The organism is Acinetobacter sp. ASP199 (assembly GCF_022700675.1).
Classification (GTDB): domain Bacteria; phylum Pseudomonadota; class Gammaproteobacteria; order Pseudomonadales; family Moraxellaceae; genus Acinetobacter.
Map to the genome: position 1 here is coordinate 1,958,070 of NZ_CP062182.1, position 17,371 is coordinate 1,975,440.

The window sequence follows — 17,371 nt, forward strand, 5'->3', positions numbered from 1 at the left end:
TTTTCCACAGCATTTGCAGCAAAAATTACATTATCAAATTGTAAAGTTTGCATTTGCATCTTAACTGATTTTAGTATAGATGAATTATCATTATTTCTTAATCTGTATAACGATTTTAACCATAAGAAAACTCATGCATCTACCTAAAGATCAGCGATATATGGGAGTTCTGAGATGATCAATAGTTCATTTTAAAATTACCGCTTAAAATCCTGCCTATATGCGTTTTTTACTTGTTTTAACAGATATTTTTACATTTAACATGTATTCATTTACAAATCAGACACGATTTTTAAACCTTATCCCGCTAGTCTGTTCAAAACTTAGGCTGGAGCAAATACATGCCAAAAAGAATAGCTGTGCTCGTAACACATAACTTTGATGATCAGGAATATTTCGAACCTGTGGAAGCTTTTCTTGCTGCCAGTCATAGCATCTGCAATATTGAACATGAAGCCGGGAAAGTCATTTATGGCCAGCAACATACCGCTTCAGTGACGATAGATGAAAGTATTGACCAGATCTGCGTCGATGATTTTGATGCCCTATTGATTCCAGGTGGAGAATCTCCCCTGACCTTTACTTCAGATGCTGTCGTTCTGAAATTGATTCAGGAATTTAATGCAGCTAATAAAACTATCTTTAGCATTTGTGATGGCTCACTGCTTTTGGGTGCAGCTGACGTACTGAAAGATCGGATTATTACCAGTATTCGTGACCATGCACACTGGCTGCAAGATGCAGGCGGTCGTTATTATGATGCAGAACTGGTCAATGATAATAATCAGTTAATCTCTTCACGTGCACCGGACGATTTACCTGTGTTTATTAATGAGTGTCTGGAAGTATTAAGGTCTTAAAATATGAAAAATGTGATTTGCTCCCTCGCATAAAAATGAGCCCTTACAGGCTCATTTTTGCTTTATATCGAATGAAATACTTTTAGCGACCTAATAGACTACGCGCTACGATTTCTTTCATGATCTCGTTTGTACCACCATAAATCCGCTGGATACGTGCATCGACGAAGAAACGGGAAATCGGATATTCCGTCATATAGCCATAGCCGCCAAATAGCTGTAGCAAATTATCTGCGATTTTCATCTGCATATCAGTCGAGAAGCTCTTTAAGGCTGCTGCCGTTTCGACATTCAGTTTGCCCTGCATATACAGCTCAACATTCTGGTTATAAAACGCAGCTGTTGCCAGTTCATCAATCTTGGCCTGTGCCAGTACAAAACGGGTATTCTGGAACTGCCCCACTGCCTGACCAAAGGCCTGACGTTCTTTGACATAGGTCGTGGTGATATCAATTGAACCACGAATCGCACCCAAAGCCGTAGCCGCAATCGCAGTGCGCTCACGTGGCAACTCTTGCATCAGGTACGCAAAGCCTTGGCCCGGTTGACCCAGCAATTGATCTTTTGGCACTTTGACATTATCGAAGAATAACTCAGAGGTATCTTGTGAGTGCAGGCCAATTTTGTCCAGATTGGTGCCCTTCTTGAAACCTTCCAGATGGGTATCTACCAAAAGTAATGAAACACCTTTGGCACGTGCCTGTGGATCGGTTTTTACAGCCAGCACCACCAGATCAGCATGCTGACCATTAGAAATAAAAGTTTTGGAACCATTTAACAGATAGTGGTCATCCTGCAAAATGGCACTGGTTCGAATTGCCTGCAAGTCAGAACCCGCACCTGGTTCAGTCATACCGATGGCACCGACCACTTCACCAGTCACCATTTTAGGCAACCAATATTTCTTCTGTTCTTCAGTGGCGATATGCAGGATATAGGGTGCGGCAATATCCGAGTGACATGACAAACCAATAGAAAGTGCACTAAACCCTGCACGTGCCGATTCTTCGAGTAGCATCAAGGAATAATGGGTTGGCACACCATAGCCACCGTATTCTTCTGGAACATCGACACAAAGAAAGCCATTTTCACCCAGCGCATTCCATACCGAACGTGGAATTTTGCCCTCACGTTCCCATTGCTCATAGTGCGGTGCAATCTGTTCGCTCATAAAGCGTTTAAAGTTATCGCGGAATAATTCCAGGTCTGCATCATATGCCAGCATTGTTCTATCCTTGTGGTGTTTATCATTATATTTCCACAGACAGGCTAGCGATTTTTAAGGTCAGTGTCATGCGCTAATACGATTTTTTTTCAAACTTTACAGTCAATTTATTTTAATGAAAATTCAAAAAGGAAGCCGAAGCTTCCTTTTTTTAAACAGACTGAGATCAGTGAGATTTAATGCCTTCTTTCTGCATTAATTCATCAATTTCTGCCGGATTATTCAATGCATAATCCAGTTTTTCTTTGTCCAGCTGACCGACCCATTTTGCAACAACCAGAGTCGCCAATGAGTTACCAATCAGATTGGTCAGAGCACGTGCTTCAGACATGAAACGGTCGATACCCAGAATCAGTGCCAAGCCCGCTACCGGAATATGACCTACTGCAGACAAGGTTGCAGCCATTACGATAAAGCCAGAACCTGTTACCCCTGCAGCACCCTTAGAGGAAATCAACAGTACCAATAACAGGGTAATCTGATGAGATAGATCGAGCTGGGTATTGGTCGCCTGGGCGATGAAGACTGCCGCCATAGTCAGGTAAATAGAAGTCCCATCCAGGTTGAATGAATAACCTGTTGGAATGACCAGACCTACTACTGATTTTTCTGCACCTGCCAGTTCCAGCTTTTTCAGCATACGTGGCAATACAGATTCAGATGATGATGTACCCAGCACAATTAGCAATTCTTCGCGAATCAAACGAATCATCTTCATGATGCTGAAGCCAGTGAAACGTGCAATCGAACCAAGAATAATGAAAATAAACAGGATACAGGTGATATAGAAGCACAGAATCAATTGACCCAGCTGCGCCAGTGTACCGATACCATATTTACCGATCGTAAATGCCATGGCACCGAACGCACCAATAGGCGCAAGCTTCATGATCATGTTCACGATGTTAAAGAATACATGTGAAATCTGGTCAATGAACTTCAGTACTGGCTTACCATTATCTCCAAGCTGATGCAGGGCAAAACCAAACAGGAGAGCAAATAGCAGTACCTGAAGGATTTCCCCTTCAGCAAATGCACCCACTACCGTGTTTGGAATGATATTCATGAAGAAATCGATGGTCGATTGTGACTCACCTGATGCAACATATTTCGAGATCCCTTCCGTATCCAGAGTTGCTGGATCAACGTTCATACCAACACCAGGTTTGGCAATATTGATCACAAGCAGACCGATGACTAAAGCAATCGTCGATACGATTTCAAAGTACAGTAAAGCAATACCACCTGTCTTGCCGACAGACTTCATACTTTCCATACCGGCAATACCACTCACCACAGTACAGAAAATTACTGGTGCGATAATCATTTTGATCAGGCAGATAAAGCCATCACCCAATGGTTTTAGCTGCTCGCCCAAACCAGGAACATATTGCTCAACACCATTGATAATTTGTGTACCACTTGGTGAGAAGTGACCCACAAGGATACCGGCAATAATGGCAACAATCACTTGAAAATAAAATGACTTATAAATAGGTTTTTTTAGCCATGACCTTAGTTCACAATATACTTCTAACAAGAAGCAATATTCAGTTTTCACTTATTTAAGAAAATAAGCATCCAATACTTCATTGCCTTAAACAAAAAAGTGCTTACGTATCAAGAAATTAATCTGATACCGAAAATAGATTGTGTATGTACGTTTAACAATTACAGGAACACCGCTCTTCAGCAGAAGTTAGTGCATTGATCAGGAGATGAAGCAAACACAAAGAATCAAGAGAAATTTTAACCATTTTTTCAACTTTTGTTCCAGCTCAAATGTTAAATTTGATTAAATAATAAACAATATGTCTTAGACTATAGTCTTATTAACCTATAATAATCCTGCAAAATAAGGCAGTGAAATACCAATATCAGCGTAAAATATGCCAATACTTGATGAACATGATTGATCTATGCCCATGACCACAAAGCGAAATATTTATAAAGATGCCGAACATCCTTTTGCCCAGTTTATTCGTATTGTTGGTAAAGGAAAGAATGGTGCACGCTCGCTCAGCTATGATGAGGCCTATCAAGCCTTCAGTATGATCCTGAAAAATGAAGTGCTGGATGTACAGCTAGGTGCCTTCCTGATGCTACTGCGCGTAAAAGAAGAATCCGTCGAAGAACTGGCAGGTTTTGTTCAGGCAACCCGAGATCAGCTTAATTTTAAAGCTCTGGATGTAGACTTGGACTGGTCATCTTATGCTGGCAAGCGCAAGCATTATCCATGGTTTATCCTGTCTGCCCTCACCCTGGCCAAGCATGGCTACAATATTGTCATGCATGGTGCAGCTGGGCATACTTTGAATCGGGTGTATACCGAACAGGTATTAGAATACTTAGGCTATTCTATTTGTCAGAGTGATGTTGAAGTGGAACAGCGGCTGGAAGAAAGACATTTTGCTTATCTGCCTCTGGATGTGATTTCACCTATCCTGGCTGAACTGATCGGACTACGTAATGTGATGGGTTTACGCTCGCCTATTCATACTTTGGCGCGCCTGATTAATCCATTCAATGCCAAAGCGACTTTACAGGCCATTTTCCATCCGGCTTATCGTGGTTCACACCAGCGTGCCGCTTTTCAGCTCGGTTATCAAAATAGTGCTGTGATTAAAGGTGAAGGTGGCGAGTTTGAACGCAACCCTGATGCCAAAACTTTGATCTGCGGCATCAAGAATGGCGAGCTGTATGAACACGAACTGCCTAAACTGACAGACAATCGCAGTCCGATTGAAGAAGAGCTGAATCTGGCTGTATTTAAAGAAGTCTGGGATGGTCAACGTTCGCATGAGTATGGCGAAACCGCAGTGGTTGAAACTATCGGTATTGCGCTATATACCATGGGCAAATGTGACACTTATGAAGCAGCGATGCAGAAAGCTAAAGAACTCTGGAATACCCGTCTTTCGGTTTGAAAAAAATCAATTATTTCAGACATTAAAAAGACCACGTTTGTGGTCTTTTTGGTTTCAATTAAACGAAACGAATGGGTCTGAATTCCGGTTCATTCTTGTGATGATCATCATCACATTCTTCACCTTCTTCTTTGGTACCGCGGTCGATATAACCACTACGTTCAGTTTCAGGCAGATGTTTAATTTCCCAGGCATACACGGCTTGCATACACGTCTGACGCTGCTCTTCCGTCAATGCCACACCGTTCGGCCATTTACCAATTTCAATCGCAGTACGCAGTCGGTCTACAATCTCAGGATTGAGCATAGAAAGCATTTGTTCAATATTCATGATTTAATCCCGATTCTGATAATCAAAGTCTTGGTTCCAGCCGAGTTTGGTTCGACACGCCATATAGAAGTCATAACCCGGTGGATGTAAGAGTTGCAGTTTAAATGGGTGCTTGCGAATGTGGACAGTATCTCCCACATTCAAAGAGACGCTGTGCTGTCCATCGGCACTGACCATCGGCATCACGCGATTTTTACGAATCACCAGCTTAATTTCGCTATGCCCTCCGACCACAATCGGTCGAGATGACAGGGTATGCGGATGCATAGGTACCAGCACAATCGCATCCATGCTTGGATGCACAATTGGACCACCACCAGACAGTGCATAAGCAGTTGAGCCTGTTGGTGTCGATACGATCAGACCATCACTATGCTGACGATAGACATATTGTCCATCAATATTCAGCTCAAAGTCGATCATGTGCACCGATTTACCAGAATGAAGCACGACATCATTCAAAGCAATCGCATCATGAATGATTTCTCCTTTAGAACGGATTTCCAGTTCTAACAGGAAACGTCGTTCAAGCTGAAACTCACCTTTGAGTACCTGATCCAGCTTAAAAATGACTTCTGTTGGCTTGATATCCGTCAGGAAGCCCAAGCGGCCACGGTTCACACCGATGACAGGAATATTATATTTGACCAGTGCCCGGGCAGCATGGAGCAATGAACCATCACCACCAACCACAATAACCAGATCGACCACCTCACCAAGCAAGGCGCGGCTTACCGTCTGAGTATTTTCATAAGGTACCAATGCAGCGGTATCTGCATCAAACACAGGATGCAGGCCCAAGTTCAACAAATGATCATGAATAAGACATAAGGTTTCAACTACTGAAGATTTATCAGGACGTCCTACTAACCCGATATTTCGAAATGTCTTATGTGAAATTAGCACCAGTCTCGTCGCTCCGCTACGAATCGTCACTATAATAGCATTAAGCTCTGGCTCGTTGACAATTTTCCCTTGTTTTTATGTATAAGTAGAACAAGTCAGAAATAATATTCTGCAGACTAAGTGTATTTTTTAATTGACATTTTTTAATCAATTTCTCTTTAAATATTGCAAATTCCCTAAAAGCTTCGCATGATTAGCAGAATTTTACAGACTCTTATCATCATTTATGAAGTATGAACGTGGTTTGGGGTTTATTGCCTTAATCTTTTCCGTTTTGGTCATTTCTGCATTTGTTGCCTTTAGTATCTATCTGATTCGTCTGGATAATATTGTACGTGACAAATTTGAAGGCCAGCGCTGGGACATTCCTGCGAAAGTCTTTGCGCGTCCGATGGAAATCTATGTCAATGCACCTGTCAGCCAACAGGATCTTCAGGAAGAGCTTAAACTGCTCGGATATAAGAGTGCTGAAAGCTATACCAAGTCCGGAAGTTATGTGACTTCTGGTGATACTTTATATGTACATACCCGTGGTTTTGATTTTGGTGACCGGGTTGAGCCTGAACAGATTTTGAAAGTCAGCTTCAATGGCGAACAGATTACTGATGTGAGTGCGACTAAGCCCTCTACGTCCGGGATTGCCCGTTTGGAACCTTTATTAATTGGCGGGATTTACCCACAGCATAATGAAGACCGGGTGCTGATTAAACTCAATAAAGTACCTAAACCTTTGATTGAAGCTCTGATTGCCACTGAAGACCGTAATTTCTACCGTCACCATGGTGTTTCTATCCGTGGCCTGGCGCGAGCAGTGGTCAGTAATGTCACCGGTGGTACCCGTCAGGGCGGTTCAACTTTGACGCAACAGCTGGTTAAGAACTTCTATCTGACGCCAGAACGCACCATCAAGCGTAAAGTCAATGAAGCCTTTATGGCGATGCTGATTGAATTACATTATGACAAAGATGAAATTCTAGAAGCGTATTTAAATGAAGTGAACCTGGGTCAAAACGGCAATTATTCTATTAATGGTTATGGTCTGGCTTCCCAATTCTACTTTGGTCTACCGCTGCGCGAATTAAATATTGCCCAACAGGCATTTTTGGTTGGTCTGGTACAAGGTCCTTCCCTATATAACCCATGGCGTAACCCTGAATCGGCGAAAAGACGTCGTGATATTGTGCTGAACAATATGCTGGTCATGGGTTATCTGACTCAAGACCAATACGAAACCGAGAAGGCACGCCCTCTCAATGTCATTACAAAACCAACCCTGGGTCCGGCACGTTTTCCTGACTTCCTGGATATTGTGCGTCGTCAGTTGCGTACCGAATATCAGGAAGGCGACATTACCAATCAGGGCCTACGCATCTTTACCACTTTAGATCCATTGGCACAGACCCGTATTCAGCAAAGCTTCAAAAATACAGTGGCGAACTTAAGCAGATCAAATCCGAAACGCTTAAAAGATCTGCAAGGTGCGGTGCTGGTCACTCATCCAGAAAATGGTGAACTGGTTGCCGCAGTTGGTTCGACCCAGGACTTTACTGGCTTTAACCGCGCCCTGGATGCCAAACGTCAGGTCGGGTCATTATTAAAGCCTGTGATTTACCTGACCGCGATTGAATCGAACCGTTATCATTGGGGCAGCCCGATCGAAGATAGCGAACTAAGTATTAAAAGTGATGGTAAGAACTGGACACCAAAAAACTATAGTGGCCGCCCACATGGTGTGGTTCCAATGTCTCAGGCACTGGCAAATTCCTATAACCTGTCCGCGGTACGTTTGGCGCAGGAATTCGGTATGTCGACCTTTATCAATCATCTGAAGAAATTTGGTGTGACTTCTGATATTCCGTCCTACCCTTCCATTTATCTGGGTGCGGTAGATATGTCACCTATGGAAGTGATGAGTCTGTATGGCAATTTCGCGACTGGCGGTTTTAAATATCCGGTCAAAGCCATTCGTTCAGTGGTCGATGCCAATGGTCGTCTGGTCGATCGCTATGGCTTGACGGTTCAGCCGACCATTGATCCGGCTTATGCCTATATCCTGAACAACGGTTTACAGCAGGTCATGAGCAGCGGTACCGGCCAATCTGCTTATAATACCCTGCCACGCAATCTTGGTCTGGCTGGTAAATCAGGGACAACCAATGATACCCGTGACTCATGGTTCGCAGGCTATTCTGGTAATTACCTAGCTGTGGTCTGGTTAGGTCTGGATGACAATAAGATTACTGGTTTGACCGGGTCCTCTGGTGCGCTACCGGTATGGACCAGTGTCATGAAGCAGCTACGCCAGAAGCCAGTGAATCTGCATCAACCAGGTGAGGTACAATGGCAATGGGTCGATCGCGCGACAGGTCATTTGTCTGCTCAAGGCTGTGAAGGTGCCATGTATATTCCGTTGACTCGTCACAGCATGCCAAATCAGGCGACTGCTTGTGGCGCATCGCATTATGCCCCTGCCCCACATACGATTGATTCAGAAGAACCTCAAGATTCTGATGATCAAAGTGATGAAATTGGGATCTGGATTGAAGAAACTGAAACGGAAAACCAACGTGATTCTTCACAAAATACACGTATTATCTCAAGCGGTAGTTATTCACCCTAATTGAGTGAGATATATGTTTCAAAAAATCCTGATTGGTTCAATTTTAGTTGCTTTAGTCGGTTGTCAGTCCATACAGCAGGAACCATCTGCTCCAGCCAAGCCTGCACCTGAAAAACCACGGGTGCAGAAATCTGATGGTGTAGTGATTACGCCTTATGATCATCCTGAAATCAAACGTCAAAAAGTGGTCGTGCCGCAGCAGAAACCTAAACCACAGCAGTTTGATGATGGCCGTCAGTTACCTGCTTTCAAGAAATTGATGCAGCAGACTCAGACAGCGTATAAAGCACAAAAGTTTGATCAGGCTGAAGCTTATGTTACACAGGCACAGCGACTGGCACCGCAGTCTCCTGAAACCTATCTGTATTTAGGGATGCTGGCGAACCGCAAGAATAAACCCGCCAATGCGCAAGCGTTTGCGCAGCGCGGCCTTAGCTATGCACAAAGTAATGCCATGAAAAAGCAGCTCTGGCGGGTGATTCTCAAAGCAGGTCAGCTGCAAAAGAATCCACAAACCATTCAAAAAGCACAGAAGGCATTAAGCGCTCTTTAAGCAACCATTACTTTTAGTAATTAACTTACTTATATCCCGCGAATGCCTGCGATCCCGTAAGCATGATGGGATTGAGCCAGACTCAAATCTTCTTTGTTGATTCCACCAAGTGCATACACAGGAATCTGAATCTGTTTGGCAATCTGCTCAAAGGCAGTCCATCCCAGTGGCTCTACTTCTGTATGAGTTGCTGTTGGCAGCACAGGACTCAGAAAAATTGCTTCACAACCCAGCTGTTCTGCCCGTTGTGCAGATGCCTGATCATGACACGCAGCAATATAGCGTTTCCCTATAACCAGATCACTTGTACTTAGTTGATTCAACTGTGCCTGTTTAAGATGTAAAGTCTGAATACTCTGTTGCTGTTGTTCATCCAGCAGCAGATATAAGTCATGATTAATAATCAATTGGGATAATTGTTCTGCTAGCAGGGTTGCCAATTTCTCGGCATGTTCTGCGTTGGCGTCAACTCGCCAATACAGCATTTGCACTTTGTCGAGCTGATGCAGATCTGCCAGATCACTGCTGATTTTAATCATCTGTGGCCATAACAGTTTTTTTAAAATCACCGCATTGGCTTTCGGAAAATTCAGCTGCTGTAACTGCTCGCGGCTATACCACTTCCAGGGTTGCTGAATCTGGGCTAACTGTGCTTCAGCTACACTGGCATGGAATAAATGCAGATGCACAATCACATCTTCATATTCATGACAAATAAAATCGAAAGAATGCCAAAGCTCGATATCAATACCGACTTCTTCCTGGATCTCACGACGGCAGGCTTGCAGCGGTGTTTCACCTTCTTCTACTTTGCCGCCAGGGAATTCATGTTTATTTCCCTGATGCTGTTTCGCTTCCCGCCAGCCAACCAGAACCTGATTTTGGTGAAATAACAAGGCAATCGCGACATGAATATTTACTTTGGACATACGAAGATAAACTGGCTGGAAATATTACAAATTGTAAGTGATAGCGGATTTTTTAGGAATTGCAAATTTAAGCGTTGACAGCTCTATTCGATAATAATTATCATTTAAATCAATCCAAGCACATACCACGGAGTCGATGGAATGAACGCACCTTTTAGCCTGTTTACACGTAACAATGACGCTCATCATGCATTACCAATGCTGCATTCAAATAACCTGTTTGCTCTCGGACGTGAAATTCGCATCATGCATGCCGGTGAAGAATACCGCCTACGCTTGACCCGAAATAATCGTCTCATTCTCACTAAATAAATAAAATAACTCACACAATAATAAACGTGGTCATCAGCAGTATGAATCAGCGCGTACTGCTTTTTTTTCTTATTTGGACTATTTCCTGACTCTAGATCTAAAAGCGCAATACGACTTTTAACCCGCCCAGATCAGAAGCCATAAATTGAATATCACCATGATGCAATTGCATGATTTTCTGGCAGATGGATAATCCCAGACCTGATCCTTGGGTTTTAGTGCCCAAAGCGCGATAAAAACGCTCCCCCAGTCGCTGTAAAGTTTCCTCAGAAATTCCCTCTCCTGAATTTTCAATCACCACTTCTGTTTTATCCGCCTGATGCTGGCACTGGATCAAAATTGTACCTGCAGACGGCGTATATTTGATGGCATTGTCGATCAGGTTTCGCAGGCAACTGAAAATTAGCTCGGCATTCCCTGAAATATCAGCAGGATTTAGCTCAAGTTTTAGGTCCAGCTGTTTCTCTTCTACGAATGGCGTGAGTGTTTTTAAAGCATCCTGAATAAGCTCAGGCAAATCCACCTTTTGTTGTGGCAGGTTATGATTTTGTTCAGGGTCCAGTCGAGCCAGCAGTAAGAGGTTTTCCAGAATCTGAGTACCACGACTGACATCTTTCTGAATCTGCGCCAGATCCTGAGACAATGTCTCATGAGTCTGATATTTGCGTTTTAACACCTGCAGGCGCATTTGAATCGCTGATAAGGGTGAGCGGAGTTCATGCGAAGCATCTGCAGTAAAGCGCTGTTCTGCACTCAAGGACTGCTCTACCCGCGCCAGCATCCGGTTTAACTGACTGACGATGGGTTGTAGCTCAGCAATTTGCGGTTCGGGTGATTGAACTGGACTTAGATCCTGGGCGGATTTGGAGGCAATATCCTGTGAAATCCGGTTAAGTGGCTTTAACTGACGCTTAATCAATAGATGTAGTAACAACCATTTCACCAGCCATAATATTAGAAGGATTAAACCAAAACCTAAAATACTATTCCAGATCTGTTCAAAGCGTATAGATACTGGCTGTATGACCTGAACTTTAAGCCCGTTATCTTCAACTATCAAAGTTCTTAATAACTGTCCATCTTCAAACTGAAAATGCAGCCCTGATTGATGACGTAACTGATGTTGCAACAGATTGTTCTTTTCGGAAGTGGTTAGCTGGTCCTGATCCAGCCAAAGTCGATACTGGATCTCAAACTCTTCACTGATATCATCTACATTGTGACCTTGGGACTGAGTCACATCGCCAAGTAAAAGTTCCGCAATATCTTCCATCAGTTCATCATGAATCTGCATAGACTGATAGCCAGAAATGCCCAGTAATAACAACCAGGCCAGACAGCCCGCCAAAATGGAGCTATACATGGCATTCTTGATCAGCTTGTGTTGCAGTGAAATCCTTTGAGCCATAATTGACCTATCCCTCAGCTTTATGCATACGATAACCCAGCCCACGTATGGTCTTGATCATCTGACTGCCAATTTTCTTGCGCAGTTGATAAATAAAAACCTCGATGGCATTACTCTCAATTTCATCCCCCCAGGCATAGAGAGATTCTTCCAGCTGTTCCCGGGTCACTACATGCTCTGGCTTTTGCATCAATTTATGCAAAATCTGAAACTCTTTGGCCGTTAAGTTCACCACTTCACCTGCTTTAATCAGAGTTTTAGCCTGTATATCCAGCTGCAGGTCTTCCCAAGTCAGCACATGGCTCAGATTTTTTTGCTGCAAGCGGATCTGGGCGCGAATTCGTGCAGACAATTCTTCCAGGCTAAAAGGTTTGACCAGATAATCATTGGCACCTAAATCAAGTCCTTCTACCCGGTCATCAATACTGTCTCGAGCAGTAATAAAAATAACTGGCGTATCTTGCTGCAGTTTACGTAGCGTCGTCAGAATCTGATCCCCACTGGCTCGCGGTAAACCACGATCCAGTAACACACAGTCATACTGATGCTGTTCAAGCGCCAGAATGGCATGGTCCCCACGTTCAACCCAGTCAATTACATAGCCATCCATTTCCAGCCAGGTCTGAATGCTTTCTGCCTGTGAGGCATCATCTTCCGCCAAAAGAATACGCATGCTGAATTCTCCCTTATTTTCAACATATAATCATGAATTTTAAACAAAAAAAACCACATGCTTTTTGTAATATTGCATGTGGTTTTCTCTAGTCAGGTCATTCGGCTATCGCCAATGCCTTAATTGAAACGCACTTCATCAACGTCGATTTCAACACGTTTCGCTGGTTTGTAATCGATATCTACTTCACCAATAATGGTTACTGATGTTTTTGCAGAAATCGGTTTGCCTTGCCATAACTCATCATCAATTTCGACATTGATGCTGCCTGTGTTGTCACGGAACTGATATTTTTCGTCGCCTACTGATTTCACCACATGACCTTTGATCTGTACCTTGCTGTCATCTTTCATGGTGAGTGCTTGTTTTACAGTTACGGTTTTGGCAAAAGCGCTTTGGTTTACTGTACTTTCTGCCATAGTCGCAGTTGTTGCTGAACCAATAAGTGCCACTGCTACAAATGCTTTGGTCATATTTTTCATATTCAGTACCTTTTAGGCTGTCTTGTTTCGATGAAGCTATTAAAACAGCTGAAGATGAATTGAATCTTAAGAAAACTTCATTTTCAAAAATGTGTTTTAAAAGTTAATTCAATGGCACTACACGTAGTACTTCTTCTAGCGTAGTGACACCTTCAATGACTTTTCGTGCGCCCGCAATTCTAAGTGGCTCTACACCTTCTTTTTTCGCCTGAGCACGTAACTGGTTCAAGTTGGCATCTGCGCCAATCAGCTGTTTGGTTGCCAAACTCAGTGGCATAAATTCATAGATCCCTATACGCCCTTTATAACCCGTATGACGACATTCCTCACAACCTACTGGACGGAACACAAATTCTGGACGGGCCAATGGATAATCTGCTGCTAAATGCTGCCATTCCTGCTCATCCATAAAGCCTTCTGCTTTGCAGTGTGGACACAATTTACGTACCAGACGCTGAGCCAATACACCGAGAATCGTTGCAGCAGTCAGGAACGGTTGTACACCCAGATCATGCAGACGGGTTAAACTCGACGGTGCATCATTGGTATGGAGCGTGGATAAAACCAGGTGACCTGTCAAGGCAGCCTGAATGGCCATATTGGCAGTATCCTGATCACGAATCTCACCGACCATGATGATATCTGGATCCTGACGCATTAATGCCCGTACACCATCGGCAAAGCCCAGATCAATCCCAGTATTCACCTGCATCTGGTTAAAGCTTGGCTCCAGCATCTCGATCGGATCTTCAATGGTACAGACATTGACCTCTTCGGTCGCCAGCTGCTTTAAAGTTGAATACAGCGTAGTCGTTTTACCCGAGCCTGTAGGCCCAGTCACCAGAATGATGCCATGACTATGACTGGTCAGCGTGTTCCATTCATTCAGCAAGTGGCCTTCAAAACCCAGTTGCTGGAAACTGCGTACCAATACTTCCGGATCGAAAATACGCATTACCAGTTTTTCACCAAAAGCGGTGGGTAAGGTCGATAAACGCAGTTCCGTTTCCTGTCCTTTAGGCGTACGGGTTTTTAGACGGCCATCCTGCGGCTTGCGCTTTTCTGCCACATTCATCCGGCCCAGAATTTTAATACGTGAAATCACGGCAGTAAGCGTATTGGCTGGCATTTTATAAATGGTATGCAGCACACCATCAATACGGAAACGGATTTTCCCGGTATCTTTGCGTGGTTCCATATGAATATCACTGGCACCCTGCTCAAAAGCAAATTGCAGCACCCAATCCACCAGCTTGATAATATGCTGGTCATTGGCATCCGGATTCTGCGAATCACCTAACTGTAAAAGTGCTTCTACACCCTTATTTTCACGGTCATAAGCCGAGGATTTTTGTGATCCACTGACTGCGCGACTAACCTGATAATACTCGACAATATATCGCTGCAACTGTTCCGGATTCAGTAGCACCCGTTCAATACGGCGCGGGCTGATATTCTGCTGTAGATTCGACACCCATTCCATTTTATAAGGCTGATCGGTAGCAATCAGGATTTTGTCTGGCTGGATTTCAACAGCAAGAATACGGTTACGCAAGGCATATTCCTGTGACATCACCGTAGTAAGTGCCTGAACATCGGCTTTTAAAGGGTCAATAATATAAAATGGCAGATTCGTTTTTTCCGACAGCCACTGACATAAACGGTTTAGGGTAAGTGTGCTTTGGGGATGAGAACGGTCAACCAGATTAAAATTGGCAATCCACTGTAAAGGATGCCATTTCAGCTGCTCACGCTGACGATGCGTCGTCTGTATCAGCATACGGTCACGGTCAGTAATCTTACCGTCTTTAAAAAGTTGCTCCAGACACCACGCGGTATCAATTTCAAAGTCAAATTTCATTGTTATAGGTCCCCAAACTTGCCTTCACTATAACAAGTTTTTGCTATTTTTCGCATTATCCTGCTGTGTCATCTGCCTGTTTCTGCTGCCTGAGGTAAATCTTGAATATAGCCGCTCTCTTCTACTATCTTATCTCGCACATTTTTTCTCTTGTTCGTCCTTTAGCTTATCGCCTATATTTTAGAGATAGCTTTTTAAAATAATTACTTATTCACAGCTGAGGCCGGATATGGATTTTAGCGCAGTGCCTATGAATGACAGTTCCTTTCAGGAACTGCTCACTATCCTGACTTCAGCATTAGGCTGTGGCCTATTGATAGGCCTGGAACGAGAGCGGCATAAACAGCGGGAGCAACAACCCAGCTTTGCTGGCTTACGTTCATTTGCCATCTGTGCCTTATTGGGAGCCATCTGCTTTCTATTCGGAATGATCACCGGTTTGGTAGGCGCGTTGATTATTGGTGGCATGGTGATTTCCTCTATCCGCAATCAGCCGGATGATCCTGGTATTACCACCGAACTCGCATTTGTGATGACCTATTTTATCGGAGCAATCTGTCTGTGGAATATTTCGCTGGCTGCCGGAATTGCAATACTCATCACCGTGATCCTGATGGCCAAACATTCTATGCACAACATTGCCGGAAAATGGATTACTGAAGCTGAGTTCCGTGATGGTTTGCTATTACTGGCCTTGGTATTGATTGGTTTACCTTTGACACCCGATACACCGCTGTGGGGCAAGGTGCTTAATCCCTACCTGATTTTGAAACTCCTAACTTTAATTCTAGTGGTACAAGCGCTGGCGCATATTGCCAAACGCTTACTTTCTACAAAAAATGCCCTGATGCTTTCATCCATTGCTTCTGGTTTTGTTTCTAGCACAGCGACAATCGCCCAATTGGGTCTACAGGTCCGTAAAGGTGAGATGGATGCCCGATCCAATGCCGGTGCCGCACTGATGTCCTGTATTTCGACTTTATTGCTACTGTTCATTGTGGTCGGAGGAGTATCTTTTAGCTGGCTTAAAATTCTTTTGCTTCCTTCTTTAGTTGCAATGGCCATTCTGACTACCTGTGCATTTCTATTGTTGCGAAAAGCCAAACCACCAGAAAATTATGAAAAAGAAGAAGATAGCCGGATTTTCAGCCTAAAAGAAGCGGTCATTATTGCTGTCACATTGACGCTAATTCAGGCTGCGATTTATGGCTTGGAATTAGTACTTGGCGATGCCGGCTTGCTGGCAGGCACTCTACTGGCTTCACTATTTGAGATCCATGCCGCTATGGCCAGTGTCGTGATTCAGGGCGACCCGAGCAATACACGGCTGATTCAGGCCCTACTGATAGGCCTTGCAGCCCATGCTTTAGCAAAATCCGTAAATGCCGCCCTGTCAGGCGGATTCAAATATGCTATGTATTTTGTACCGGTGCAGATCCTGCATATGGCAGTTTTGATCGGGATTTTATGGTGGACCCTAAAGCTTTAGAATCATTTGAGCAAATAAAGTAATAAGTACCGTAACCCTTTAGCCATCACTCAATCTCGACAATCAGGACAGAAGTTTGATTGACAATAAATTTGATATTGAAATCTGCAAAGCGCATACCGTAAATTCGCTCCGGATCCGCCTGATAGGCTGGACGCGGATTAAGGGATAAAACCTCTGCCAGTTCCTGAATGATCTGTTCCGAAAGGCCTTTCATTTTGACTAACTGATTTCTTTCCAGCTCTGCCTGTTCTGACCAAACCACATATTTACGTACCGGCTCTTCCTGAGCATAACCGCTTTGCGCATCTATCACAGCATCGGAATAGTGAATATAAGGTTTAATATCGACAATCGGAGTGCCATCTAAAAGGTCACTGCCCGTCACATAAACACGGACTGTTTTGCCGACTTTTTGCACTTCTTTAAGCTTTACCACGGATAAACCAATGGGTGAAGGACGATACATACTACGTGTCGCGAACACCCCTATTTTCTGATTTCCACCTAAACGTGGTGGACGTACCTGTGGACGGAACTTGCTGTTTTCCTGGTTTTTATTGTCATGAAACTGCCAGAGCAGCCATAAATGACTGAACTCCTCAATCCCCTCAAAAGCCAGCAGATCATTATAAGGACCCTGCATTTCAATATAAGACTCCACTTCCACCAGATTGGGCTGACGAGGAATACCAAATTTTTCTTTATAAGGAGATTTCATTATACCAATTACAGGTATAGTCAGTTCTTTCATAATCACTTTTTCTGATAAGCTCAATTAAATATATTCAGTTT

General features: G+C 43.7%; 16 protein-coding genes. 6 read left to right on the plus strand and 10 right to left on the minus strand.

All coding sequences use genetic code 11. From position 1 onward, the window contains the following. Positions 1-341 precede the first annotated feature (341 nt). A complete protein-coding gene (locus tag IHE35_RS09245; RefSeq protein WP_242787123.1) occupies positions 342-860 on the plus strand; it encodes a DJ-1/PfpI family protein in 519 nt (172 codons plus the stop codon). An 82-nt stretch (positions 861-942) separates the two neighbouring features. Here IHE35_RS09245 and IHE35_RS09250 read toward each other — a convergent pair whose 3' ends face one another. Both IHE35_RS09250 and IHE35_RS09255 read right to left on the minus strand, forming a co-directional pair. After that, positions 943-2,085 (minus strand): acyl-CoA dehydrogenase family protein, encoded by a 1,143-nt coding sequence (locus IHE35_RS09250; RefSeq protein WP_004815368.1) that lies wholly within the window; start codon positions 2,083-2,085, stop codon positions 943-945. A 166-nt stretch (positions 2,086-2,251) separates the two neighbouring features. Beyond that, positions 2,252-3,625 carry a dicarboxylate/amino acid:cation symporter gene (locus IHE35_RS09255; RefSeq protein ID WP_242787124.1) on the minus strand — a complete coding sequence of 458 codons (1,374 nt, stop codon included), beginning with the start codon at positions 3,623-3,625 and terminating at the stop codon, positions 2,252-2,254. 385 nt (positions 3,626-4,010) lie between these two features. On the opposite strand from IHE35_RS09255, the gene IHE35_RS09260 reads away from it, so the two are divergent. Further along, complete coding sequence (locus tag IHE35_RS09260) at positions 4,011-5,012, plus strand: glycosyl transferase family protein (RefSeq protein WP_242787125.1); 1,002 nt, start codon at positions 4,011-4,013, stop codon at positions 5,010-5,012. Positions 5,013-5,070: 58 nt separating this feature from the next. On the opposite strand, the gene IHE35_RS09265 is transcribed toward IHE35_RS09260, so the two are convergent. Together IHE35_RS09265 and IHE35_RS09270 are read right to left on the minus strand one after the other, a co-directional pair. Further along, positions 5,071-5,343: a DUF1315 family protein gene (locus IHE35_RS09265; protein ID WP_004815365.1), complete on the minus strand. Its 273-nt coding sequence runs from the start codon at positions 5,341-5,343 to the stop codon at positions 5,071-5,073. Between the two features lie 3 nt (positions 5,344-5,346). Continuing rightward, a complete protein-coding gene (locus IHE35_RS09270; RefSeq protein ID WP_242789989.1) occupies positions 5,347-6,249 on the minus strand; it encodes an NAD(+) kinase in 903 nt (300 codons plus the stop codon). A 226-nt stretch (positions 6,250-6,475) separates the two neighbouring features. Here IHE35_RS09270 and mrcB point away from each other — a divergent pair, with 226 nt between their 5' ends. Continuing rightward, positions 6,476-8,869 (plus strand): penicillin-binding protein 1B, encoded by a 2,394-nt coding sequence (gene mrcB, locus IHE35_RS09275; protein ID WP_242787126.1) that lies wholly within the window; start codon positions 6,476-6,478, stop codon positions 8,867-8,869. Between the two features lie 13 nt (positions 8,870-8,882). Next, complete coding sequence (locus tag IHE35_RS09280; protein ID WP_242787127.1) at positions 8,883-9,422, plus strand: tetratricopeptide repeat protein; 540 nt, start codon at positions 8,883-8,885, stop codon at positions 9,420-9,422. Positions 9,423-9,451: 29 nt separating this feature from the next. On the opposite strand, the gene IHE35_RS09285 is transcribed toward IHE35_RS09280, so the two are convergent. Further along, positions 9,452-10,351, minus strand: a complete 900-nt coding sequence (locus IHE35_RS09285) for a thiamine phosphate synthase (RefSeq protein WP_242787128.1) — start codon at positions 10,349-10,351, stop codon at positions 9,452-9,454. A gap of 141 nt (positions 10,352-10,492) precedes the next feature. Here IHE35_RS09285 and IHE35_RS09290 point away from each other — a divergent pair, with 141 nt between their 5' ends. Further along, entirely contained in the window at positions 10,493-10,663 is a 171-nt protein-coding gene (locus IHE35_RS09290; RefSeq protein WP_004815360.1) for a hemin uptake protein HemP, read from the plus strand. A 97-nt stretch (positions 10,664-10,760) separates the two neighbouring features. Here the strand turns inward: IHE35_RS09290 and IHE35_RS09295 are convergent, their stop codons facing one another. The 4 genes from IHE35_RS09295 to IHE35_RS09310 form a co-directional block, all read right to left on the minus strand. Next, positions 10,761-12,071: an ATP-binding protein gene (locus IHE35_RS09295; protein WP_242787129.1), complete on the minus strand. Its 1,311-nt coding sequence runs from the start codon at positions 12,069-12,071 to the stop codon at positions 10,761-10,763. Between the two features lie 7 nt (positions 12,072-12,078). Next, on the minus strand, positions 12,079-12,744 hold the full coding sequence (locus tag IHE35_RS09300) for a response regulator transcription factor (RefSeq protein WP_242787130.1): 666 nt from the start codon (positions 12,742-12,744) through the stop codon (positions 12,079-12,081). 119 nt (positions 12,745-12,863) lie between these two features. Next, positions 12,864-13,226, minus strand: coding sequence for a NirD/YgiW/YdeI family stress tolerance protein (locus IHE35_RS09305; RefSeq protein ID WP_076753802.1), 363 nt, complete (start codon positions 13,224-13,226; stop codon positions 12,864-12,866). Between the two features lie 103 nt (positions 13,227-13,329). Beyond that, positions 13,330-15,087 (minus strand): GspE/PulE family protein, encoded by a 1,758-nt coding sequence (locus tag IHE35_RS09310; RefSeq protein WP_242787131.1) that lies wholly within the window; start codon positions 15,085-15,087, stop codon positions 13,330-13,332. A gap of 229 nt (positions 15,088-15,316) precedes the next feature. Here IHE35_RS09310 and IHE35_RS09315 point away from each other — a divergent pair, with 229 nt between their 5' ends. Further along, a complete protein-coding gene (locus IHE35_RS09315; protein WP_242787132.1) occupies positions 15,317-16,576 on the plus strand; it encodes an MgtC/SapB family protein in 1,260 nt (419 codons plus the stop codon). 46 nt (positions 16,577-16,622) lie between these two features. On the opposite strand, the gene tsaA is transcribed toward IHE35_RS09315, so the two are convergent. Next, positions 16,623-17,330, minus strand: a complete 708-nt coding sequence (gene tsaA, locus IHE35_RS09320) for a tRNA (N6-threonylcarbamoyladenosine(37)-N6)-methyltransferase TrmO (RefSeq protein WP_242787133.1) — start codon at positions 17,328-17,330, stop codon at positions 16,623-16,625. Positions 17,331-17,371 lie beyond the last annotated feature (41 nt).

Coding starts and splice junctions, on each gene's coding strand:
- IHE35_RS09250 (WP_004815368.1), bottom strand. CDS start 2,085: ATGCTGGCATATGATGCAGACCTGGAATTATTCCGCGATAACTTTAAA.
- IHE35_RS09260 (WP_242787125.1), top strand. CDS start 4,011: ATGACCACAAAGCGAAATATTTATAAAGATGCCGAACATCCTTTTGCC.
- IHE35_RS09315 (WP_242787132.1), top strand. CDS start 15,317: ATGGATTTTAGCGCAGTGCCTATGAATGACAGTTCCTTTCAGGAACTG.
- IHE35_RS09300 (WP_242787130.1), bottom strand. CDS start 12,744: ATGCGTATTCTTTTGGCGGAAGATGATGCCTCACAGGCAGAAAGCATT.
- mrcB (WP_242787126.1), top strand. CDS start 6,476: ATGAAGTATGAACGTGGTTTGGGGTTTATTGCCTTAATCTTTTCCGTT.
- IHE35_RS09295 (WP_242787129.1), bottom strand. CDS start 12,071: ATGGCTCAAAGGATTTCACTGCAACACAAGCTGATCAAGAATGCCATG.
- IHE35_RS09290 (WP_004815360.1), top strand. CDS start 10,493: ATGAACGCACCTTTTAGCCTGTTTACACGTAACAATGACGCTCATCAT.
- IHE35_RS09245 (WP_242787123.1), top strand. CDS start 342: ATGCCAAAAAGAATAGCTGTGCTCGTAACACATAACTTTGATGATCAG.
- IHE35_RS09310 (WP_242787131.1), bottom strand. CDS start 15,087: ATGAAATTTGACTTTGAAATTGATACCGCGTGGTGTCTGGAGCAACTT.
- tsaA (WP_242787133.1), bottom strand. CDS start 17,330: ATGAAAGAACTGACTATACCTGTAATTGGTATAATGAAATCTCCTTAT.
- IHE35_RS09280 (WP_242787127.1), top strand. CDS start 8,883: ATGTTTCAAAAAATCCTGATTGGTTCAATTTTAGTTGCTTTAGTCGGT.
- IHE35_RS09305 (WP_076753802.1), bottom strand. CDS start 13,226: ATGAAAAATATGACCAAAGCATTTGTAGCAGTGGCACTTATTGGTTCA.
- IHE35_RS09285 (WP_242787128.1), bottom strand. CDS start 10,351: ATGTCCAAAGTAAATATTCATGTCGCGATTGCCTTGTTATTTCACCAA.
- IHE35_RS09265 (WP_004815365.1), bottom strand. CDS start 5,343: ATGAATATTGAACAAATGCTTTCTATGCTCAATCCTGAGATTGTAGAC.